Annotated in this window: 17 protein-coding genes; 8 read left to right on the top strand and 9 right to left on the bottom strand. The window is 71.6% G+C overall.

Annotated elements, in window-relative coordinates:
* Window positions 1-20 precede the first annotated feature (20 nt).
* From ACFYRY_RS11265 to ACFYRY_RS11255, 3 genes are all read right to left on the bottom strand, one after another.
* Window positions 21-959, bottom strand: coding sequence for a 3-oxoacyl-ACP reductase (locus ACFYRY_RS11265; RefSeq protein WP_389142526.1), 939 nt, complete (start codon window positions 957-959; stop codon window positions 21-23).
* Between the two features lie 9 nt (window positions 960-968).
* Window positions 969-2,045: a Zn-dependent alcohol dehydrogenase gene (locus ACFYRY_RS11260; RefSeq protein ID WP_389142524.1), complete on the bottom strand. Its 1,077-nt coding sequence runs from the start codon at window positions 2,043-2,045 to the stop codon at window positions 969-971.
* Window positions 2,046-2,108: 63 nt separating this feature from the next.
* Window positions 2,109-2,972: a MaoC/PaaZ C-terminal domain-containing protein gene (locus tag ACFYRY_RS11255; RefSeq protein ID WP_389142522.1), complete on the bottom strand. Its 864-nt coding sequence runs from the start codon at window positions 2,970-2,972 to the stop codon at window positions 2,109-2,111.
* Between the two features lie 360 nt (window positions 2,973-3,332).
* On the opposite strand from ACFYRY_RS11255, the gene ACFYRY_RS11250 reads away from it, so the two are divergent.
* The 7 genes from ACFYRY_RS11250 (at window position 3,333) to ACFYRY_RS11220 (ending at window position 11,175) form a co-directional block, all read left to right on the top strand.
* A complete protein-coding gene (locus ACFYRY_RS11250) occupies window positions 3,333-4,700 on the top strand; it encodes a histidine kinase (RefSeq protein WP_389142520.1) in 1,368 nt (455 codons plus the stop codon).
* On the top strand, window positions 4,697-5,338 hold the full coding sequence (locus tag ACFYRY_RS11245) for a response regulator (protein ID WP_389142518.1): 642 nt from the start codon (window positions 4,697-4,699) through the stop codon (window positions 5,336-5,338). Before ACFYRY_RS11250 ends, ACFYRY_RS11245 begins: the two co-directional genes overlap by 4 nt.
* 166 nt (window positions 5,339-5,504) lie before the next feature.
* The gene (locus ACFYRY_RS11240) at window positions 5,505-7,244 is read left to right on the top strand and encodes an MFS transporter (protein ID WP_389142516.1); all 1,740 of its coding nucleotides are present in this window, start codon (window positions 5,505-5,507) and stop codon (window positions 7,242-7,244) included.
* 115 nt (window positions 7,245-7,359) lie between these two features.
* A complete protein-coding gene (locus ACFYRY_RS11235; protein WP_389142514.1) occupies window positions 7,360-8,013 on the top strand; it encodes a class I SAM-dependent methyltransferase in 654 nt (217 codons plus the stop codon).
* Between the two features lie 94 nt (window positions 8,014-8,107).
* Window positions 8,108-9,079 (top strand): N-acetylmuramoyl-L-alanine amidase, encoded by a 972-nt coding sequence (locus ACFYRY_RS11230; RefSeq protein WP_389142512.1) that lies wholly within the window; start codon window positions 8,108-8,110, stop codon window positions 9,077-9,079.
* A gap of 159 nt (window positions 9,080-9,238) precedes the next feature.
* The gene (locus ACFYRY_RS11225) at window positions 9,239-10,051 is read left to right on the top strand and encodes a hypothetical protein (RefSeq protein ID WP_389142510.1); all 813 of its coding nucleotides are present in this window, start codon (window positions 9,239-9,241) and stop codon (window positions 10,049-10,051) included.
* Window positions 10,052-10,164: 113 nt separating this feature from the next.
* Complete coding sequence (locus tag ACFYRY_RS11220) at window positions 10,165-11,175, top strand: LLM class F420-dependent oxidoreductase (RefSeq protein ID WP_389142508.1); 1,011 nt, start codon at window positions 10,165-10,167, stop codon at window positions 11,173-11,175.
* A 25-nt stretch (window positions 11,176-11,200) separates the two neighbouring features.
* On the opposite strand, the gene ACFYRY_RS11215 is transcribed toward ACFYRY_RS11220, so the two are convergent.
* The 3 genes from ACFYRY_RS11215 to ACFYRY_RS11205 are packed head-to-tail and all read right to left on the bottom strand — an operon-like array spanning window position 11,201 to window position 14,863.
* Window positions 11,201-11,977, bottom strand: coding sequence for a hypothetical protein (locus ACFYRY_RS11215; RefSeq protein ID WP_389142506.1), 777 nt, complete (start codon window positions 11,975-11,977; stop codon window positions 11,201-11,203).
* A complete protein-coding gene (locus ACFYRY_RS11210) occupies window positions 11,964-13,544 on the bottom strand; it encodes a substrate-binding domain-containing protein (protein WP_389142504.1) in 1,581 nt (526 codons plus the stop codon). The genes ACFYRY_RS11215 and ACFYRY_RS11210 overlap by 14 nt, the downstream gene beginning before the upstream one ends.
* On the bottom strand, window positions 13,541-14,863 hold the full coding sequence (locus tag ACFYRY_RS11205) for a hypothetical protein (RefSeq protein WP_389142502.1): 1,323 nt from the start codon (window positions 14,861-14,863) through the stop codon (window positions 13,541-13,543). Before ACFYRY_RS11205 ends, ACFYRY_RS11210 begins: the two co-directional genes overlap by 4 nt.
* A 149-nt stretch (window positions 14,864-15,012) precedes the next feature.
* Between ACFYRY_RS11205 and ACFYRY_RS11200 the strand changes: the two genes are divergently transcribed.
* Window positions 15,013-15,306 carry a hypothetical protein gene (locus ACFYRY_RS11200; protein WP_356765290.1) on the top strand — a complete coding sequence of 98 codons (294 nt, stop codon included), beginning with the start codon at window positions 15,013-15,015 and terminating at the stop codon, window positions 15,304-15,306.
* A gap of 325 nt (window positions 15,307-15,631) precedes the next feature.
* Here the strand turns inward: ACFYRY_RS11200 and ACFYRY_RS11195 are convergent, their stop codons facing one another.
* From ACFYRY_RS11195 to ACFYRY_RS11185, 3 genes are read right to left on the bottom strand one after another with little or no spacing between them, the layout of a single operon-like run.
* Window positions 15,632-16,702 (bottom strand): prenyltransferase, encoded by a 1,071-nt coding sequence (locus ACFYRY_RS11195; RefSeq protein ID WP_389142500.1) that lies wholly within the window; start codon window positions 16,700-16,702, stop codon window positions 15,632-15,634.
* A complete protein-coding gene (locus tag ACFYRY_RS11190; protein WP_389142498.1) occupies window positions 16,699-17,472 on the bottom strand; it encodes a methyltransferase domain-containing protein in 774 nt (257 codons plus the stop codon). Before ACFYRY_RS11190 ends, ACFYRY_RS11195 begins: the two co-directional genes overlap by 4 nt.
* Window positions 17,466-18,872: a glycosyltransferase family 4 protein gene (locus ACFYRY_RS11185; RefSeq protein ID WP_389142496.1), complete on the bottom strand. Its 1,407-nt coding sequence runs from the start codon at window positions 18,870-18,872 to the stop codon at window positions 17,466-17,468. Before ACFYRY_RS11185 ends, ACFYRY_RS11190 begins: the two co-directional genes overlap by 7 nt.
* Between the last annotated feature and the right edge of the window lie 51 nt (window positions 18,873-18,923).

Genomic DNA, 18,923 nt, shown 5'->3' with positions numbered 1-18,923 from the left:
CGCCTCTCCCCCCGGCTGCCCTACTCCCGCTTGAGGCCCAGCACTTCGGCCGCCGCGAAGGTCTCCCCGTCCGGCCGTCCCGCGTAGTGCGGGGTGAGCAGCGCGTCCAACTCGTCGTACGTGAACGTCTCCTGTTTGCTGTCGAACTTCGCCGCCACCCGCGGGCGTTCGACGATCGCCACCATGCCTCCGTGGACGACGAGCAGCTGGCCGTTGAGCCGGGCGGCGGCGGGTGAGGCCAGGTAGCCGACGAGCGGGGCGACATGGTCGGGGGCGAGCGGGTCGAGTCCGTCGTCCGGGCGGCGCAGCCCGGCGAAGACGTCCTCGGTCATCCGGGTGCGGGCCCGCGGGCAGATGACGTTGGACGTCACGCCGTACTTGGCGAGCGCGAGGGCCGTGGAGGTGGTGAGACCGACGATTCCGCCCTTCGCGGCCGCGTAGTTGGGCTGCCCGGCCGAACCGGCGAGGAACGCCTCCGAGGAGGTGTTCACGATCCGCCCGTACACCGGGCCTCCCGCCGCCTTGGACCGGGCGCGCCAGTGCGCCGCGGCGAAGCGGGTGGTGTTGAAGTGGCCCTTGAGGTGGACCCGGATCACCGCGTCCCACTCGTCCTCGGTCATGGAGAAGATCATGCGGTCGCGCAGGATGCCCGCGTTGTTGACGAGGATGTCCAGCTTCCCGAACTCGGTGACCGCCAACTCCATGAGTTGCTCGGCCTGTTGGAGGTCGGAGACGTCCCCGGTGTGGGCGAGGGCCGTGCCGCCGGCGGCCCGGATCTCGGCGGCGACCTGTTCGGCGGGGGCGGCGGACGCCTCACCCGAGCCGTCCCGGCCCGGCTGCCCGTAGTCGTTGACGACGACGGCCGCGCCGAGCCGGGCCAGCTCCAGCGCCTCGGCCCGGCCGAGCCCGCGTCCGGCGCCGGTGACGATCGCGCAGAGCCCTTCGAGTGGCACCGACATACCGCGTCCTCAGATCTCGACGCAGGTACGCAGGGACGCTCCCGTGCGCATCTGGTCGAGTGCCTCGTTGATCTCGGACAGCTGCACCCGGTGGGTGATCAGGCCGTCCAGGTCGATCCGGCCGGCCCGCCACAGGGCGATGGTCCGCTCGTAGGAACGCAGCACGTCCCCGCCGCCGTACAGGGACGGCAGGATCCGCTTCTCGTCGAAGAACAGCTCGAACATGTTGAGCTGGAGGAAGTCGTCCATGGCGCCCGCTCCGACGACGACGAGTGTGCCGCCGCGCCGGGTGTGGTCGTACGCCGTGCGGGCGGTGGCCGCCTTGCCGACGACCTCGAAGACGTAGTCGAAGCCCTCGCCTGCGGTGACCTGTTGCTTGGCGTCGGGCAGCTCGTCCGGCGAGACCGCCTTCGTCGCCCCGAACTTGAGGGCCGCCTCGCGACGCGAGAGGACCGGGTCGACGGCGACGATCTCGGCGGCGCCCTTGAGCCGCGCCCCCTGGATGGCGGAGATGCCGACCCCGCCGCAGCCGATCACCGCGACCGACGAACCGGCCTGCACGTCGGCGGTGTTGAGCGCGGCGCCCAGGCCGGTCGTCACGCCGCAGCCGATGAGGGCGGCGATGTCGAAGGGCACGTCGTCGGGGAACGGCACCGCGCAGCCGGCGTCGACGACGACCTCCTCGGTGAAGGTGCCGGTGCCCGCGAAGCCGAAGACGTCCCCGCCGGGGCGCTTGAAGTTGGGGGTGCCCGCGTTCATGAACCCGGCGAGACAGAGTTCGGTCTGGCCGCGCTTGCAGGCGGGGCAGGCGCCGCAGGCGGGTAACCAGCACACCACCACCCGGTCACCGGCCTTCAGGTGACTGACGCCCTCGCCGACTTCGAGGATCTCGCCCGCGCCCTCGTGACCGGGGACGAAGGGCGCGGGCTGCGGCAGGACGCCGTTCATCGCGGACAGGTCCGAGTGGCACAGTCCGGTGGCCCGCACCCGGATCCGCACCTTGCCCGGGCCGAAGCCCACCGCCTCGACGTCGTCGAGGACCTCCAGCTTGTCCTGGCCGGTCTCGTGCAGTACGGCTGCGCGCATGATGCGGCTCCCCTCAGCAATGGGCAGACGAAAGGACGTGCACGTTCTCAGGAGTGTTCGACCTCAGGAGTGTTCGACGACGGTGTCGGCGAGGGCGGGCGCGTCGTCCCGCTCGGCGACGGTCACGGCCACCCGGACCGCGGCCGGGGAGTCCTGTCGCCACATACGGATGCGCAGGGTCTCCCCCGGGTACACGACCCCGGCGAACCGGGTTCCGTACGCCCGCACCCGGGCCACGTCCCCGCCGAGCAGGGTGTCCACGACCGCCTTGAGCGTGATGCCGTAGGTGCACAGCCCGTGCAGGATGGGCCGGTCGAAACCGGCGACCTTGGCGAACTCGGGGTCGGCGTGCAGCGGGTTGAAGTCGCCGGAGAGGCGGTAGAGCAGCGCCTGGTCCTCGCGGACCGGCCGCTCGACGACCCGGTCGGGCTCACCGACGGGGGGATCCGAGCGGGTGGAGGGGCCGCGGTCGCCGCCCCAGCCGCCCTCTCCCCGTACGAAGATCTGGGCGTCGTTGGTCCACAGCGGGCCGTCCGCGTCGGCGACCTCGGTGCGCGCCACCAGGACGGCGGCCTTGCCCTTGTCGTACACGGCGGCGATACGGGCGGTGGCCGTCGCCCGGCCCTCGACCGGGAGCGGGCGGTGCAGGGTCAGGCTCTGGCCGCCGTGCAGGACCTTGGCGAGGTCCACGTCGATGCCCGGCATGGACAGTCCGCTGATCACGCCCGGCGAGCCCGCTCCGGCGACGGTGGCAAAGCTCGGCAGGACGTGCAGCCGGGACTCCAGGGTGTAGCGCAGTTCGTCGGGGTCGGTGGCGGGGACGCCGGCTCCGACACCGAGGTGGTAGAGCTGCACGTCCTTGGCCGTCCAGGAGAGCTCACCGGAGCGGGGCTCGGCGGCCAGGGCCTTGGCTGCGTCGATGGGCATGGGGCTCCTGATCACGGGATTTCGGGATCTCGGCGGTCACGGGTCACGGCGGTCGGAGCAGTCAGGCGGTCCTTGACGGGAGGGACCTCGGTACGGCCGTCCGCACCGTCGGCCGCACCGAGGCGTCATCGGCCGTTCTAGAACGCGTTCCAGTCCGGCGCCCCCTGTATAACCCAGCGCTCCGTACTTGTGAAGGCTCCTGCCGAGCCGCAAGGTCGACGTGTCGGCTCGGTGCGCCGTGCGCCGTGACATTTGTCCCGCCGGAGTCCGTACAAGCGCCTCTGCCATGCGGGCACCGCCTCTCCGTACGCTGCTGCCGTACCGGCGCGAAGCCGGGAAGGTCTGATCGGGGGGCGGGACATGTCGTGGTCGCGCAAGAACTCGTGCCGTCCGGACGCGCGGCGGCCGGCGTTGCGGCACCTGCGGGAGAACCGGCGGCACTGGCGGGAGGACAAGGCCCGCCTCAAGGCGGAGTGGCGTGCCGCGCAGAAGGCGGGGAAGGTCCCGGAGGACCCGGGCCCGCCCAAGACCGGCTTCAGCCTGCTGCCGTGGCTGCTGCTGGGGATGGGCGCGTTCTCCAACCTCTTCCAGAGCGACACCCCGAACCCGTGGATCGGCGGGCTGGGGCTGCTCACCTTCAACTCGCTCTACATCTACGTGGTGTTCCGCGCGTTCGTGCGGGAGGCGCGGGAGGCGACCTCGACGCGGGTGGCGCTGGTAGTGCTGGGCCTGGTGACCTGCGGGCTGGCCCTCGGGTACGGCGGCAACTGGCTGTTGTTCTTCCCGTTGTTCGGGCTCGCGACGGGCGCGGTGGTGCGGATGACGCACCTGCGGTGGGCCGCTGCCTTGGTGGCGCTGGCGTCCGGGGTCGCCTCGGTCGCCCGGGACGGCTGGGGCGGGCTCGACATCGCGTACGCCACCTGGATCTCGACGATGGTGACGGCGGCGATCCTGTCCCTGTCCGATGCGGTACGGGAACTGCGTGCGGCCCGTGAGGAGCTGGCGCGGCGGGCGGTGGAGCAGGAGCGGTTGCGGTTCTCCCGGGACCTGCACGATCTGCTCGGTCACACGATGTCGGTGATCGTGGTGAAGGCGGAGGCGGCCCGGCGGCTGGCCGGCCGTGACCTCACGGCGTCGCTGGACCAGATCACCGACATCGAGTCCGTCGGCCGCCAGGCCCTGACCGAGATCCGCGAGGCGGTGACCGGCTACCGCAACGGGAGCCTGATCACCGAGCTGGACCGGGCCCGCTCGGCGCTGTCCGCGGCGGGCGTCGAACTCGTGCTGAGCCAGTCGGGCCCGCCGCTGCCGCCGCAGACGGAGGTCCTGCTGGGGTGGGTGGTGCGTGAGGCCGTCACCAACGTCGTCCGGCACAGCGGGGCGGACCGGTGCGAGATCACGGTGGCGGGTGCGGCGGAGCGCGTACGGCTGACGGTGACGGACGACGGCACCGGTACGGAGACTTCGGCATCCACATCCACACAGACCTGGACCTCGGGTCCGGGTCCGGGGGACGCGTGGATGGGCGCCGGGTTCCGGGAAGGCATCGGCGGCACCGGGCTCAAGGGGCTGACGGAACGCCTGGCCGCAGCCGGCGGGTCGCTGACGGCCGGACCGGGGACACGGGGCGGGTTCACGGTGACGGCGGAGCTGCCGGTGGAGTCGACCGAGAGGACGGAGCCACTGGCGGGGGCGGATCGGGTGGGCGGCTCTACGCTGAGGCCGTGAACGAGATGCCCCGGGAGCGCCACCCCGCCCAGTCGATCAGGGTCCTGCTCGCCGAGGACCAGGGGATGATGCGCGGGGCGCTCGCGCTGCTGCTCGGGATGGAGGAGGACATCGAGGTCGTCGCCCAGGTCGCGGCCGGGGACGCGATCGTGGACGCGGCCCTGACCCACCGCCCGGACGTCGCGCTCCTCGACATCGAACTCCCCGGAAAGAGCGGCCTGGACGCCGCCGCCGAACTGCGCGGCCGGCTGCCCGACTGCCGGGTCCTGATCCTGACCACCTTCGGCCGGCCCGGCTATCTGCGGCGGGCCATGGAGGCGGGAGCCGCCGGGTTCCTCGTCAAGGACGGTCCCGTGGAGGAGCTGGCCGTCGCCGTCCGCCGGGTGCTGACCGGCGAGACCGTGATCGACCCGGCGCTCGCCGCGGCCGCGCTCAGCGCCGGACCCAACCCGCTCACCACCCGCGAGTGCGACGCCCTCAAGGCATCGGCGGACGGCGCGACCGTCGCCGACATCGCCGTCCGCCTCCACCTCTCGGAGTCCACGGTCCGCAACTACCTCTCCTCCGCCATCGGCAAGACCGGCACCCGCAACCGCATGGAGGCGATGCGGGAGGCCCGACGCCAGGGATGGCTGTAGATCACGCTTCCTGCCTGATGTCGCGTCAGTTCTTCATGACTAGGTCAAGAATTCGTTAGTACGCCAAAGCATCGGAATAGTTGCCCGGGCGCACAGGGTTCAAGCTGCACGTATCCCGCACGGTTCAACCGGCTCACCCTCGTTCCAGGCCTGGAGGCCTCACTTCATGACGCACACGTCGACCGACCAGCCCGCACGCAGAGCGAGCGGGGCCGTCGTCCCGGTGCTCGCGTTCGCGGGCATCGTGGTCGCGGTGATGCAGACCCTGCTCGTCCCGGTCATCAAGGACCTGCCGCAGCTGCTGGGCACCGAACCCAGCAACGCCACCTGGGTCCTGACCTCCACCCTGCTGTCCGGCGCCGTCGCCACGCCGATCATGGGCCGCCTCGGCGACCTGTACGGCAAGCGGCGCATGCTGATCGTCAGCCTCGCGGTGATGGTGGTCGGCGCCCTGACCAGCGCCCTCACCAGTGATCTGCTCACCATGATCGTCGGCCGCGCCCTCCAGGGTTTCGCGATGGGCGCGATACCCCTCGGCATCGGCCTGATGCGCGACATGCTGCCCCGCGAGAAGCTCGGCTCGGCGATGGCGCTGATGAGCTCCTCGATCGGCGTCGGCGGCGGCCTCGCGCTGCCCGCCGCGGCCCTGATCGCCCAGCACGCCGACTGGCACGCCCTCTTCTACGGCGCCGCCGGCCTCGGTGCCTTCGCCATCGCCCTGACCCTCCTCGTCGTCCCCGAGTCCCCGGCGCGGGCCGAGGGCACCTTCGACGTGCTGGGCGCGATCGGCCTGTCCGCCGGTCTGGTGCTCTTCCTGCTGCCGATCACCAAGGGCAGCGACTGGGGCTGGACCTCCGGCACCACGCTCGGCCTGTTCGGCGCCGCGGCGGTCGTGCTCGTCCTGTGGGGCGTGATGGAGCTGCGTCTCAAGGCTCCCCTGGTGGACCTGCGCACCACGGCCCGCCCCGCCGTGCTCTTCACCAACCTGGCCTCGATCATGGTCGGCGTCTCGTTCTACGTCGTCTCGCTGGTCCTGCCCCAGCTGCTCCAGCTGCCGAAGGCCACCGGCTACGGCCTCGGCCAGTCGATGGTCACCGCGGGCCTGCTGGTGGCGCCGCTCGGCCTGACCATGATGCTCACGGCGCCCGTCTACGCCCGCCTGTCGGCGAAGTACGGCCCCAAGGCCACCCTGATCCTCGGCATGCTGATCATCGCCATCGGCTACGGCGCCGGCCTCGGCCTGATGAGCGCCCCCTGGCAGAGCCTCGTCATCGCCGTGATCCTCGGCGCGGGCATCGGCCTCGCCTACTCCTCGCTGCCCGCGCTGATCGTCGGCGCGGTCCCGGCCTCGGAGACGGGCGCCGCCAACGGCCTCAACACCCTGATGCGGTCCATCGGTACGTCGGTGTCCAGCGCCGTGATCGGGATGGTCCTCGCCAACACCGCGAACGACGTGAACGGCGTGGCGATCCCGACCATGCACGGCTTCCGGGTCTCCTTCCTGATCGCGACCGCCGCGGTCGCCCTCGGCCTGGTCCTCGCCCTCTTCCTGCCCCGCACCCGCCCGGCCACCAAGCCGCAGCTGCGGGCCAGCAGCGAGGAGGACGCCAACCTGGAGCGTGCCGAGGAGGCGCTGCGCGGCTTCCGCGGGCGGATCCTGGACGCCACCGGTACCCCGGTCCCCCGCGCCAAGGTCACCCTGATCGACCTGCGCGGCCGGCAGGCGGGCGCGACCCTCTCCGCCGAGGACGGCAGTTACGTCATCGCGGTACCGGCCCAGGGCGCCTACGTCCTGGCGGCCCGCGCCGCCGGTCACGGCCCGCTCGCCTCGTCCGCCACCCACGCGGGCGACCACCGACCGGTCGACCTGGACCTGTCACTGCCGGGCGAGACCGTCTCCGCCTGACGCCCCGGCCGTCTCACTCCGCACCCCCTGTCGCATCCGTGGCAGGGGGTGCGGCAGCATGGGCGCCTCGAACATCCAGATGACTCTCTGCGCTCGTACGACCGAAGGGACCCCCATGCCCGCCGCCCCCAAGCCCGAGATCCTGGCCGCCTTCGAGGCCGCGAAGGGCTTCATGCCGGTGCACGAGGGGCTCGCCCTGTACGCGGCGGCCGTCGAGGCCGGGCGGCTCGGGCTGCCGCTGCTGGAGGTCGGCACGTACTGCGGGCGGTCCACGATCCTGCTGGCCGACGCGGCGCGGGAGGCCGGGGTCGTGGCGCTCACCGTCGACCACCACCGCGGCAGCGAGGAGCAGCAGCCCGGCTGGGAGTACCACGACCCGGAGACGGTCGACGCCGAACTCGGCCTGATGGACACCCTGCCCACCTTCCGCCGCACCCTGCACCGGGCGGGCCTGGAGGAACACGTGGTCGCCCTCGTCGGCCGCTCGCCGCAGGTGGCGAAGGTGTGGGGCACGCCCCTCGGCCTGGTCTTCGTCGACGGCGGTCACACCGACGAGCACGCGAACGCCGACTACGAGGGCTGGGCGCCGCAGGTCGCCGAGGGCGGACTGCTCGTCATCCACGACGTGTTCCCGGACCCGGTCGACGAGTTCACCGGCCAGGCCCCCTACCGCGTCTACCTCCGGGCTCTGGAGTCCGGCGCGTTCACGGAGGTCTCGGCGACAGATTCGCTCCGGGTGCTGCGGCGTACGGGCACGGGCCGCTTCTGATCCGCCCGCCGCGCGACAAAGGCCGCCGGACCCCGGTGCGCTCTCGCCGTGGGTGTGTCTCCCAAGCCCGCGGTCGGCCCGTAAGGTGGCTGTCGTGTCGTACGTAGGCCCGGACTTCGATCCTCCCCAGCCCCGCCGTTCCCGTCGCCCCCTCACGGTGGCCCTCGCCGCGCTGGTGCCGGGGGCACTGCTCGGCTGGCTGGTGTACGAGACGGTCGGCGGCACCGGCGGGGACTCGACGGAGGCGGTGGGGACGCCCGCGTCGTCGAGCGCGCCCGTCTCCCCGACCCTCTCCGAGCCGAGGACGGCCGGGCACGACAACGCCAAGCAGCCGAGCCCCACGCCGCACACGACGGCACCGGACACGACGAAGTCCGCGCCCGTCGGGTCCGGCCCGCTCAGGGGCAAGGTGGTCGTCATCGACCCGGGGCACAACCCGGGCAACTTCAAGAACACGGCCGCGATCAACCGCAAGGTGAACATCGGGACGAACTCGAAGGAGTGCGACACCACGGGGACGGCCACCAACTCCGGTTACGAGGAAGCCCGGTTCACGCTGGACGTCGCCCACCGGATGCGCGCGATCCTGCAACGGCAGGGCGCTACGGTGAAGCTGACCCAGGACGGCGACCGGCCCTACGGTCCGTGCGTGGACGAGCGGGCCCGGATCGGCAACGAGGCGCACGCGGACGCGGTGGTGTCGATCCACGCGGACGGCTCGGCGGTCGGCAACCGCGGCTTCCACGTCATCCTGCCGGGCCGTGTGCACGCGGGCGCCGCCGACACCCGTGCCGTCGTCGCCCCTTCGCGTGAGCTCGGCGAGCGCGTCGCGGGGACCTTCGTACGCGTCACGGGCAGCGCGCCGTCCAACTACATCGGCGGCGGTACCGGGCTGGTCACCCGCACCGACCTGGGCGGTCTCAATCTGTCAACGGTTCCCAAGGTGTTCATCGAGTGCGGCAACATGCGCGATAGCAAGGACGCGGCATTGCTCACCAGTGGTGCCTGGCGGCAGAAAGCGGCTCAAGGGATCTCTGAAGGAATCGTGAGTTTCGTGCGCGGGTAGTGATCAGCGCGCTGATCCGGGCGGACACCTTGTAGGGGCGGACGATAGTGTCGTCCCTACGATGAGGGGCCACCCCCTGCGCTTCACACCAGGGCCCGAGGGCGACATGGTGACAGCGACGCCTCCACCGACGACGAGACGACCTACGAAGGACCTGAAGTGAATATCCGCTCCCTCACTAGAGGCGACGGCGTGGTGATCGGAGCAGCGGTTTTGCTGTTGATCGCGTCGTTCCTCGACATCTACTCGATCGACGGGGCCCCCGACAGCGCCGAGCTCCCCAACTCCTGGGAGAGCGGACCGGTCCTGATGGGGGTCGTCCTCGCGGGCATCATCGGTGCCGCCCTTGTCATCGTCTCCCACGGCCTGCCGCAGGTCCCCAAGGTCGCCGGTCTCGACCTCGGTCAGTTCGGTGTCGCGTTCACCGTCTTCGCGGCCTGGAGCGCGCTCGGGAACATCTTCGACCCGCTCGGCGGCACGGACAACGTCGGCTCCGGTTCGGGCAGCGGTGTCAGCGCCGGCATCGGTCTGATCCTCGCCCTCATCGCCACCCTGGTCATGGCGGCGGCGGCCGTCGCCACCCCCCTGGTCCCGGCCCTCAAGGGCGCCCTCGTCCCCGCGCCCAAGCCCGCCGCCCCGCAGCCCTACGGCGCCCAGCCCCCCGGTGGTTACGGCTACCCCGGTGCCCAGCAGGCCCCGTACGGCGGTCAGCCGCAGCCTGGTCAGCCCTACGGCGGGCAGCCGCAGCAGACGCAGCCTCCGGCCCCGGCGGCGGACTTCTCGCCGTTCTGGTTCGCCGTGCCGGTGCCGCGTCCGCTGTTCGCGGAGGACGGTTCGCCGACGCCGATCGCCGAACTCGCCCCGGGTACCTGGTACCTCGCCGTCGAGCAGCGCGGTCCGGCGCTGATCGCGCAGACGCAGGACGGCCGTCGTGGCGTGCTGCAGGACACCACGGGAATCCAGCGCGGCTGAGTTCTCCCGGGTCCGGGTACGAACGGCCTCTCGCCCTTCCGGGCGGGGGGCCGTTGTCGTACAGTCGCTGCCCGGACCGGTAACTGACGTACCGTCAGACACCTGGAGGGCGTATGCGGCTCGGGCTGGCACTCGGTTACTGGGGCCGTGGCCCCGCCGCGCACCATGTGGAGCTGGCCCGGGAGGCGGAGCGGCTCGGCTACGACTCCGTGTGGACCGCGGAGTCCTGGGGCTCGGACGCGTTCACCCCGCTCACCTGGATCGCCGCGAAGACCTCGACGATCAGGCTGGGTACGGCGGTCGCCCAGATGGCGGCCCGGTCCCCGACCGCCACCGCCATGCACGCCCTCACCCTGGACCACCTCTCCGGCGGCCGCATGACGCTCGGGCTCGGCCTGTCCGGTCCGCAGGTCGTCGAGGGCTGGTACGGGCGGCCCTTCCCGAAGTCACCGCTGACCGCGACCCGGGAGTACGTGGACGTCGTACGGCAGGTGCTGCGGCGCGAGGCACCGGTGGAACTGGACGGACGCTTCCACCCCCTCCCCTACCGCGGCCCCGACGCCACCGGCCTCGGCAAGCCCCTGAAGTCCATCACCCACCCGCTGCGCCCCCGTCTGCCCGTCCTGCTGGGCGCCGAGGGACCACGCAACGTGGCCCAGACGATCCGGATCGCGGACGGCTGGCTGCCGCTGTACTGGTCACCGAACCGGCCCGAGGCGTACGGGGACGCGGTGGCCGACCTGCCGGAAGGCTTCCAGGTCGCTCCCATGGCGCAGGTGCGGGTCTGCGCGGACGTCACCGAAGGGCTGCTGCCCGTCAAGGCGATGCTCGGCTTCTACATCGGCGGGATGGGCCACGCGGCCCGCAACTTCCACGCCGACCTGATGGCCCGCATGGGGTACGAAGGGGAGGCCCGGCGGATCCAGGAGTTGTTCCTGTCCGGCCGTCGGGAGGAGGCCGTGCTCGCCGTGCCGGACGCGTTCGCCGACGAGATCTCCCTGGTCGGACCCCGTGAACGCATCGCCGAACGGCTGGAGTCATGGCGCAAGGGTCCGGTGACGGACCTGCTGGCCGTGTCCCCGGACCGCACCACGCTACGGGTGCTGGCGGAGCTGAACGGGTAGTCGGGGGCGGGCCGTTCCGTGGGCCTCAGTGAAACACGGACACCGGGTCCAGCGTCAGTTCCCCGGTCGCGCCGTTCCAGACGCGCACCCGGCCGAGGCAGGTGGCGGGGAACTCGCCCTCCGCGTAGTCCTCGACCCGGAACTCCTCGCGGACCCAGTTCTCCCGGCAGCTGATCCGCACCCGCGCGGCTGCCGTGGCGGGACTGTAGCGGGCCCGCAGCACGATGCCGCCGGCGTCCGCACGGTCGGCCGTGAACAGACCGGTGACCAGGACGAAGTCCGAGCGCACGGCGGTCAGGGGCGCCCCTTCCCGGTCATGCGCGGCACGCAGCCTCCTGGCCAGGGCCCCGTTCGGGTCGAGCCGCCCGGCGGTGAGGTCGGCGTCCACCACCCAGTCCCGGGCCCGCAGTTTCTCCATGATCAGGCTCAGCGCCTTCATCGGAGTGTTCTGCTCCAGGTACTCGACCACGCGTTCCTTGGTCTCGTCGTGCTGTGCCTTTCCGCCGCCGGGGCCGAACCGGGCGAACACCCCGAGCCCACGGACGGTGGCGACCTTGGCGGCGACCGTCATCTCGTCGGTGTGGGGTATGCCGTGCATGTCGGCGATGTCCTTGACCCAGATCTCGTTGACATAGATGCACATGCCGGAGATCACCGGCCGGTCCCCCCGGCGTCCTTTGCGGGGCAGTCCCCAGCGCGCCACGGCGTACTGGAGCAGCACGCCCAGGCACGCCACCGTCCCGAACCAGACGGCCATCCACGGCCACCACATGCTCCACCACTCACTGTCAATTACACCCACGGATCTCCTTGAACGCGTCGGAGAGCGAGGACCTGCCGGCGTCGACCACGCGGCCGCCGGTCGCGTCGGCCGCCTTCCGCAGTGCGGCCGGGTCGGCCTCGCCGAAGTGGACGGGGAAGGTGGGTACTTCGTGTGCCCGCGCGCCGAGCCGGCCGTACCGGCGCAGGAACTCCTGGTAGCCGATGCCCGCGTTGTTCTCGCCGTCCGTCATCAGCACGATGGAGACGGGCCGTCGGGGCTCGTCGCGCAGGGCGTCCGCGGCGATGCGGTAGCCGCGGTCGAGGGCCGACCAGAGGGCGGTGGAGTCGCCGAAGCCGCCTTCGGCCACGGTCTCTTCGAGTGTGCGGAGGTCCTTGTCGCCGCGGACGGTCACCGTGCGCTCCTCCAGTACCCGTCCGCCGAACCGTACGACCGTCAGCCGCTCTCCCCGGTAGAAGCGGGCGAACTTCCCGGTGGAGGTCGGGTCGGCGCCGCTGAGCCCGGCGAACGCGGCCCGCAGCGCGGCGATCCGCGACCCGCGCATCGAACCGGAGAAGTCCAGCACGAACACCACCTGGTCGGTGGTCTGCCGGGTCGGGTCCCCGTAGTCGGTGACCAGGCGTTCCACGGTGGACAGCCGGTCGGGGAAGGACAGCGCGTTGCCGATCTCCGCGCGGAGTCGTGGCGCGGGCCGTACGTCCTGGTTCACCGGGCGCCGCCAGGTGCGCCGGGTCAGCTGCTGCTGCGTGTCGGCTCCGAGCAGCCAGTCCACCACCTTCCGGTACGCGGACCGCTCCCCGGTGTCGAGCAGCAGCAGCGGGAAGTCGGACAGCACCATGCCGTCCTCCGGGTACACGATCTCCAGGGGGTGTGGCAGCTTCTTCGTGGCGTTCAGGGACAGCAGTTCGGACTCGTGGGCGATCAGCGCGTCGGCCCGGTCCTGATGGCGTACGTAGGTGTCGACCAGGTCCCGGGAACTGGCCCCGGTGAGGGTCTGGCCGGAGCGGAAACCACGCAACCGGTCGCAGGACACGTCCTGTTCGCGCAGCGCGCTGCCGGTGCCGGCGGCCGCGGTGGCGACGCCGACCAGGGCCGCCCGGCCGGTGTCGCTGGTGCGCGGGTCGGGCATCCCGAACCGTACGGTGCCGTCGGCGGCGGCGTCCGCGAGGTCCGCCCATGAGAGGTGTCCGCCGGGGGTCCGGGCCCGCAGGGTGCGCGCGGTCCTGGGGGTGAGGCCGACGACCACCGGGGAGCGCATGATCGCGGTCGACTCGGGTCGGGCCGCCTTGCCGCCCGAGTCCCGCAGTCCCAGCAGGAACGAACGGTCGGACACCGGCCAGGCCAGGTCGTAGCCCCCGCTCCGGGCGTCCGCGAGGTCGGCCGTCGCCTTGTAGTCCATGTCCAGCCGGACGCCGGTGTCGTCCTCGAGCTGGTCCAACAGCGGCTCCAGGTCTGCGAGTTCGGGACTGGCCAGGACCCGCAGGGTGATGTCGTCCCGGTCCTTTGTGCAGGAGGAGAGAAGAGCGGCGAGCAGGGTCAGGGCGAGGCAGGCGGTGAGGGCGCGGGCGCGGCGCCGCTGGTGGCTCACGAGGTGTCCCGGACGGGCGGTGGGCAGTCACCCACGTAGGTGATGATCTTCTCCAGGACGTCCAGGTCGGGTTCGTACACCTTGGTCTGGTCGCGGTTCGGCGTCGGGACCTGGATGCCGCGGCCGCGCAGGTAGGCGTTGAGCTGCTCGCTGGTGCCGTCCTCGCCGGAGAAGCGGACCCGGAATCCCAACTCAATGGCGCGTCGGCGCAGTTCGGGGTCGGTCGCGATCAGGGCGACCAGCTTGTCGCCCTTGCCGCTGAGCGAGATGAGCTGCGGCTCGGTCAGGGCGTACGGGGTGGGATAGAGCAGGACGCGGTTGGTGTCCTGGCGGTGGTGCTCGCGCTCGTAGTCGATCTGGTGGGCCAGGTACTGGTGCTCGTAGATCAGGGAGATCGGCGCGATGCTCTCGCCGAGGGCGGAGAGATAGCTCTCGGCCTGCTCGTCGGCCGGCATGCCCTGCAGGTCGATGAGGGGTTTGATCCGGGCGGCGATGTCGAGGGCCTCCCGGGCGGCCTTCTTCTTGTCGGGCTCGCCCGCGCCCGGGGTGCTGTTCCGGTTCTCCACGAAAGCGAGCGTGCTCAGGTAGGTGCCGGCCGCGTTGGACTCGCAGACGTTGGAGGTGCGGACCAGGACGCGTCCGCTGTTGCTGTGCGCTCCGGGCTCGTCGAAACCGATGCCGTTCCAGGTGTCGGCACGTTCGAGTGTGCCGTCCCGGTCCTGGTCGGCGGTGTCCCGCCCGCCGTCGAGGCCGTCGAGCAGGCCCATGAACTTGTGCATGTCGAGGTCGTAGTAGAGCGTTCGTCCGCCGCCCTGGACCGGCTGCGGGGTGGCCACGCCTGCTCGTACCAGCGTCTCGGCGTAGTCCCGGAACGTGCCGAGGACCAGTGGTGAGACGAACGGCCGCACCGAACGCACGGAGCGGTCCTGCCGGTCGAGGATCAGCTTGGCCGCGGGCTGGCCGGACGGGAAGACGACGTCCATGCCCCGCAGGGGCTGCGTGGCGATTCCTCGGGAGCCGAGCCGGTGGATGTCGACCCGTATGCCGTTCTCCAGCAACAGCCGCCGCACCTCGGGGTCCCTGAAGTAGTCCGACTTGGAGGCCATGCGGGCCTCGATGGTGGCGATGGTCTCGAAGGGGCGCAGCGCGTTGCCGGAGAGGAGGAGCGAGATCAGTCCGGCGAGGGCCAGCGGGAGCGCGAGGACCACATGGCGCGGTAATCGCCCTCGTTCCCGGTGCCGGGTGGCCAGTCGGGGCTCCGCGAGAGGACGCGGGGTCTCAGGGGCGGACGGTGCGTGCGGTCTGTCTGTGTCGGACACCGGCTCTCCAGCCTCTCCCGGGGGCAGAAGCGTGAGCCATCATCTCGAACACCGGGCGCCGTCAGGAAGTACCGCGACGGAACGGATGGGGAATGCCCCGCCGCGAACGCTCATGGTTTCAAACAGAGATTCGGGGCCATCCGGAAGTCATGTCCTCTCGATATCGCAGCGGTTCCAACTCCGCGGGGACGGTCATCGCGGTGGTCGCGGACGTCATGGCCGTCATCCTCGGACTGTGGATCCTCATGTATCTGTTGGACGCGAACCGGGCCAACGACCTGGTGCAGTTCGTCCACGACGCGGCATCCTGGCTCGCAGGATGGTCGCGTGACCTGTTCACCTTCGACGAGGCCTGGGCGCGGGTCGTGGCGGGCTACGGACTGGCCGCCGTGGTCTACCTGTTCGTCGGCCACGCCATCGCCAACCGGATGCACCGGCATTGAGCGCCTGGCCGTTCTGAACGCGCCGGCGCTGAGGGCCCGGCCGTAGCGAGCGCGTCGGCGAGAGCGCCCCGCGGGTCTCCGGCGAACAACCCGCACGCCCACTGGTCGCGTGACCCGGGGGCCTGGGGGGCACCCCCAGAAAGCACAGCACCTTCGACGAGGCCTGGGCGCGGGTCGTGGCGGGCTACGGACTGGCCGCCGTGGTCTACCTGTTCGTCGGCCACGCCATCGCCAACCGGATGCACCGGCATTGAGCGCCTGGCCGTTCTGAGCGCCCGGTCGTGCCGGATGGGCCCGCGCTGAGCCCCCGGGGCGTGCCGGGGGCTCAGGCGCAGCAGTCCGGGTCGAGGCCTCTCGGCAGGTGGTGGCCGCCGAAGACCGTGCAGGTCGCCTCGTCTCCGCCGAGGGCGGCGACGGCGAGGAGGAGGGAGCCGGCCGTCCAGGTGGTGAGCTCCTGCGGCCAGACGGCCTGGTCGTCGAAGACGTAGCCCGTCCAGTACAGGCCCGACTCGGTGTCCCGCAGGTGCTGGATCGACTGGAGGATCTCCAGCGCCCGGTCGGACTCGCCCAATGCCCACAGAGCGAGGGCGAGTTCGGCCGACTCGCCGCCCGTCACCCACGGGTTCGGGTCGACGCAGCGCACCCCGAGGTCCGGGACCACGAACCGGTCCCAGCCCTCCTCCACTCGGGACTTGGCCTCGGCGTCGGTCAGCGCGCCGCCCAGCACCGGGTAGTACCAGTCCATCGAGTAGCGGTCCTTGTCGAGGAACCGCTCCGGGTGCCGGCGGATCGCGTGCCGCAGCGCGCCGAGCGCCAACTCCCAGTCGGGCTGCGGCTCCTCACGCTGCTCGGCGAGCGCGAGCGCACAGCGCAGCGCGTGGTGGATGGAGGAGGAGCCGGTCAGCAGCGCGTCCGTGACGGGCGTGCCGTCGTCCTCGCGCTTCCAGCCGATCTGCCCGCCGGGCTGCTGGAGCCGCAGCACGAACTCGATCGCCGCGTAGACGGTCGGCCACATGCGGTCGAGGAACGTGTCGTCGCCGGTGGACAGGTAGTGGTGCCAGGTCCCGACGGCCACGTAGGCGACGAAGTTCGTCTCCCGGCCGCGGTCGGTGACGTCGTCGGGGTCCCCGTCCGCGTAGGCCGCGTACCAGGAGCCGTCCTCGTTCTGGTGCCGCGCGAGCCAGGTGTACGCCCGCTCGGCTGCCTCGTGTTCACCGGCCGCGTCCAGCGCCATGGCCGCCTCGGTGTGGTCCCACGGGTCCAGGTGGTGCCCGCGGAACCACGGGATCGCCCCGTCCTCCCGCTGTACGGCGAGCAGCCCGGCGACGGTCGCGGCGGCCTGCTCGGCGGTGAGGACCCCGGGCAGGACGAGGTGTTCTGTCCGGGGGGTGGTCACAGGGCGGCCGCCTCCGCCTCGGCCTGGGTCCCGGCTTCGGTGTCCGACAGCCGGGGCAGGTGCGGCTTGGTCGCGTACGCCACGAAACTCTTGCCGATCAGCGGGTTCAGCGCCTGTTCGGCGACCCGGGTCGCGAGCGGCTTCTTCATGATGTCCCAGACCAGCAGCTTGTGGTACGCCCGCACCGGCAGCGCCTTGTCGTTGTCGACGCCGAACGCGCACTTCAGCCACCAGTACGGGGAGTGCAGGGCGTGCGCGTGATGGGTGCCGTACGGCCTGAGACCGGCTTCCCTCATCCTCGCGAGCAGCTGGTCCGCCTTGTAGATGCGGATGTGGCCGCCCTCGACCTCGTGGTACGCGTCGGACAGCGTCCAGCAGACCTTCTCGGGTCCGTAGCGCGGGACGGTGACGGCTATCCGGCCGCCCGGCTTCAACACCCGCACCATCTCCGCGAGTACGCCCTTGTCGTCCGGGATGTGCTCCATCACCTCGGAGATGATGACGACGTCGAAGGACTCGTCCGGAAAGGGAAGCGCGAGGGCGTCGCCCTCCATGGCGGTGGCGGAGGCGCCCTCCGGGGCCTCCCCCGCCTCCTTCATCGCCGCGAACCACTTCGCGACCTCGCGGATCTCCTCGCCGTTCTGGTCCAGCGCCACGACCTGGGCGCCGCGCCGGTAGCACTCGAACGCGTGCCGGCCGGCACCGCATCCGAGGTCCAGGACACGGTCGCCCGGGGCGAGCGGGAACCGGGAGAAGTCGACGGTCAGCACGTGGCCCTGCTTTCGCGATCGGATACAACGTCAACAACCTCTGCGCCCACGGCACGGCCGGGACGGGCGGGCCCGGAGGGGCCGACGCCCTCTCCCGCCGCGGTGGCCATGGCCTCGCGGTACCGGGCCACCGTGCCCTGCGCGGCCTTCGCCCAGGTGAACCGCTCCAGCACCCGCTCCCGCCCCGCGCGGCCGAGCCGGGCGCGCAGTTCCGGGTCGTCCAGGAGCCTGTTCAGGCCGGCGGCCAGCGCTCCCGCGTCGCCCGGCGGTACCGCCAGGCAGGTCTGACCGTCGGTGCCGGCGACCTCGGGGATCGCGCCGCCGGTGGTGGCCAGCAGCGGGGTGCCGGTCGCCATGGCCTCGGCGGCCGGCAGCGAGAAGCCCTCGTACAGCGACGGCACGCACGCGACCTGTGCCGAGCGCACCAGGTCGACGAGTTCGGCGTCCGAGATGCCCTTCACGAAGTCGACGGCGCCTTCGAGGCCGTAGCGCTCGACCGCCTGGGCGACCGGGCCCTCGGTGGGCCGCTTGCCGACGACGACGAGGTGGGCGTCGGGGCGCTCGGTGCGGACCTTGGCGAGCGCCTCGATGAGGAAGACCAGGCCCTTGAGGGGTACGTCCGCGCTGGAGGTCGTCACGATCCGGCCCGGCACGACGGGCACCGAGGGGTCGGGCGAGAACAGGTCGGTGTCGGCGCCGATGTGGACGACGTGGATACGGTCCTGACGCACCCCCAGGTGGTCCACTATCTCCTGGCGGGACGTGCCGGAGACGGTGAGCACCGAGGGCAGGCGGCGGGCGACCCGCTTCTGCATCCGGGTGAAGGCGTACCAGCGGCGCACCGAGCAGCGGCGCTTGAAGCCGTCGGCGGCGTCCAGCTCCAACTGCCGGTCCACGGTGATGGGGTGGTGGATGGTGGTGACGAGCGGGGCGCCTATGTCGCCCAGCAGCCCGTACCCCAGCGTCTGGTTGTCGTGCACGACGTCGAACTCGCCGCGCCGGGCGCGCAGTTGGCGGCGCACGCGGAGGGAGAACGTCAGTGGTTCCGGGAACCCGCCGGTCCACATCGTCGCCACTTCAAGGGCGTCTATCCAGTCGCGGTACTCGGCTCGCCCGGGGGTGCGGAACGGGTCCGGCTGGCGGTAGAGGTCGAGACTCGGCAGCTCGGTGAGCGAGAGGCGGTCGTCGTGACCCTCGTCGAGGACGGGGTAGGGCTGGGAGCCGATGACCTCGACGCGGTGGCCCAGCCGGGCGAGTTCACGCGAGAGGTGCCGTACGTAGACGCCCTGGCCGCCGCAGAACGGGTTTCCCTTGTAGGTGAGGAGTGCGATGTTGAGCGGTCGCCCGCCGTCGGCGGCCGGGTCCTGCCGGGACCCCGCCTGACTGGCCTCAGCGGTCACTCCGAGCCCCCTTCTGCCTGCACTGTCCCGCGAGACTACGACGGGACGCTA

This window comes from Streptomyces sp. NPDC005263, assembly GCF_042872365.1.
Classification (GTDB): domain Bacteria; phylum Actinomycetota; class Actinomycetes; order Streptomycetales; family Streptomycetaceae; genus Streptomyces.
Note: the sequence above shows the minus strand (reverse complement) of the source record. Positions and strands in the feature narration are given on the sequence as shown.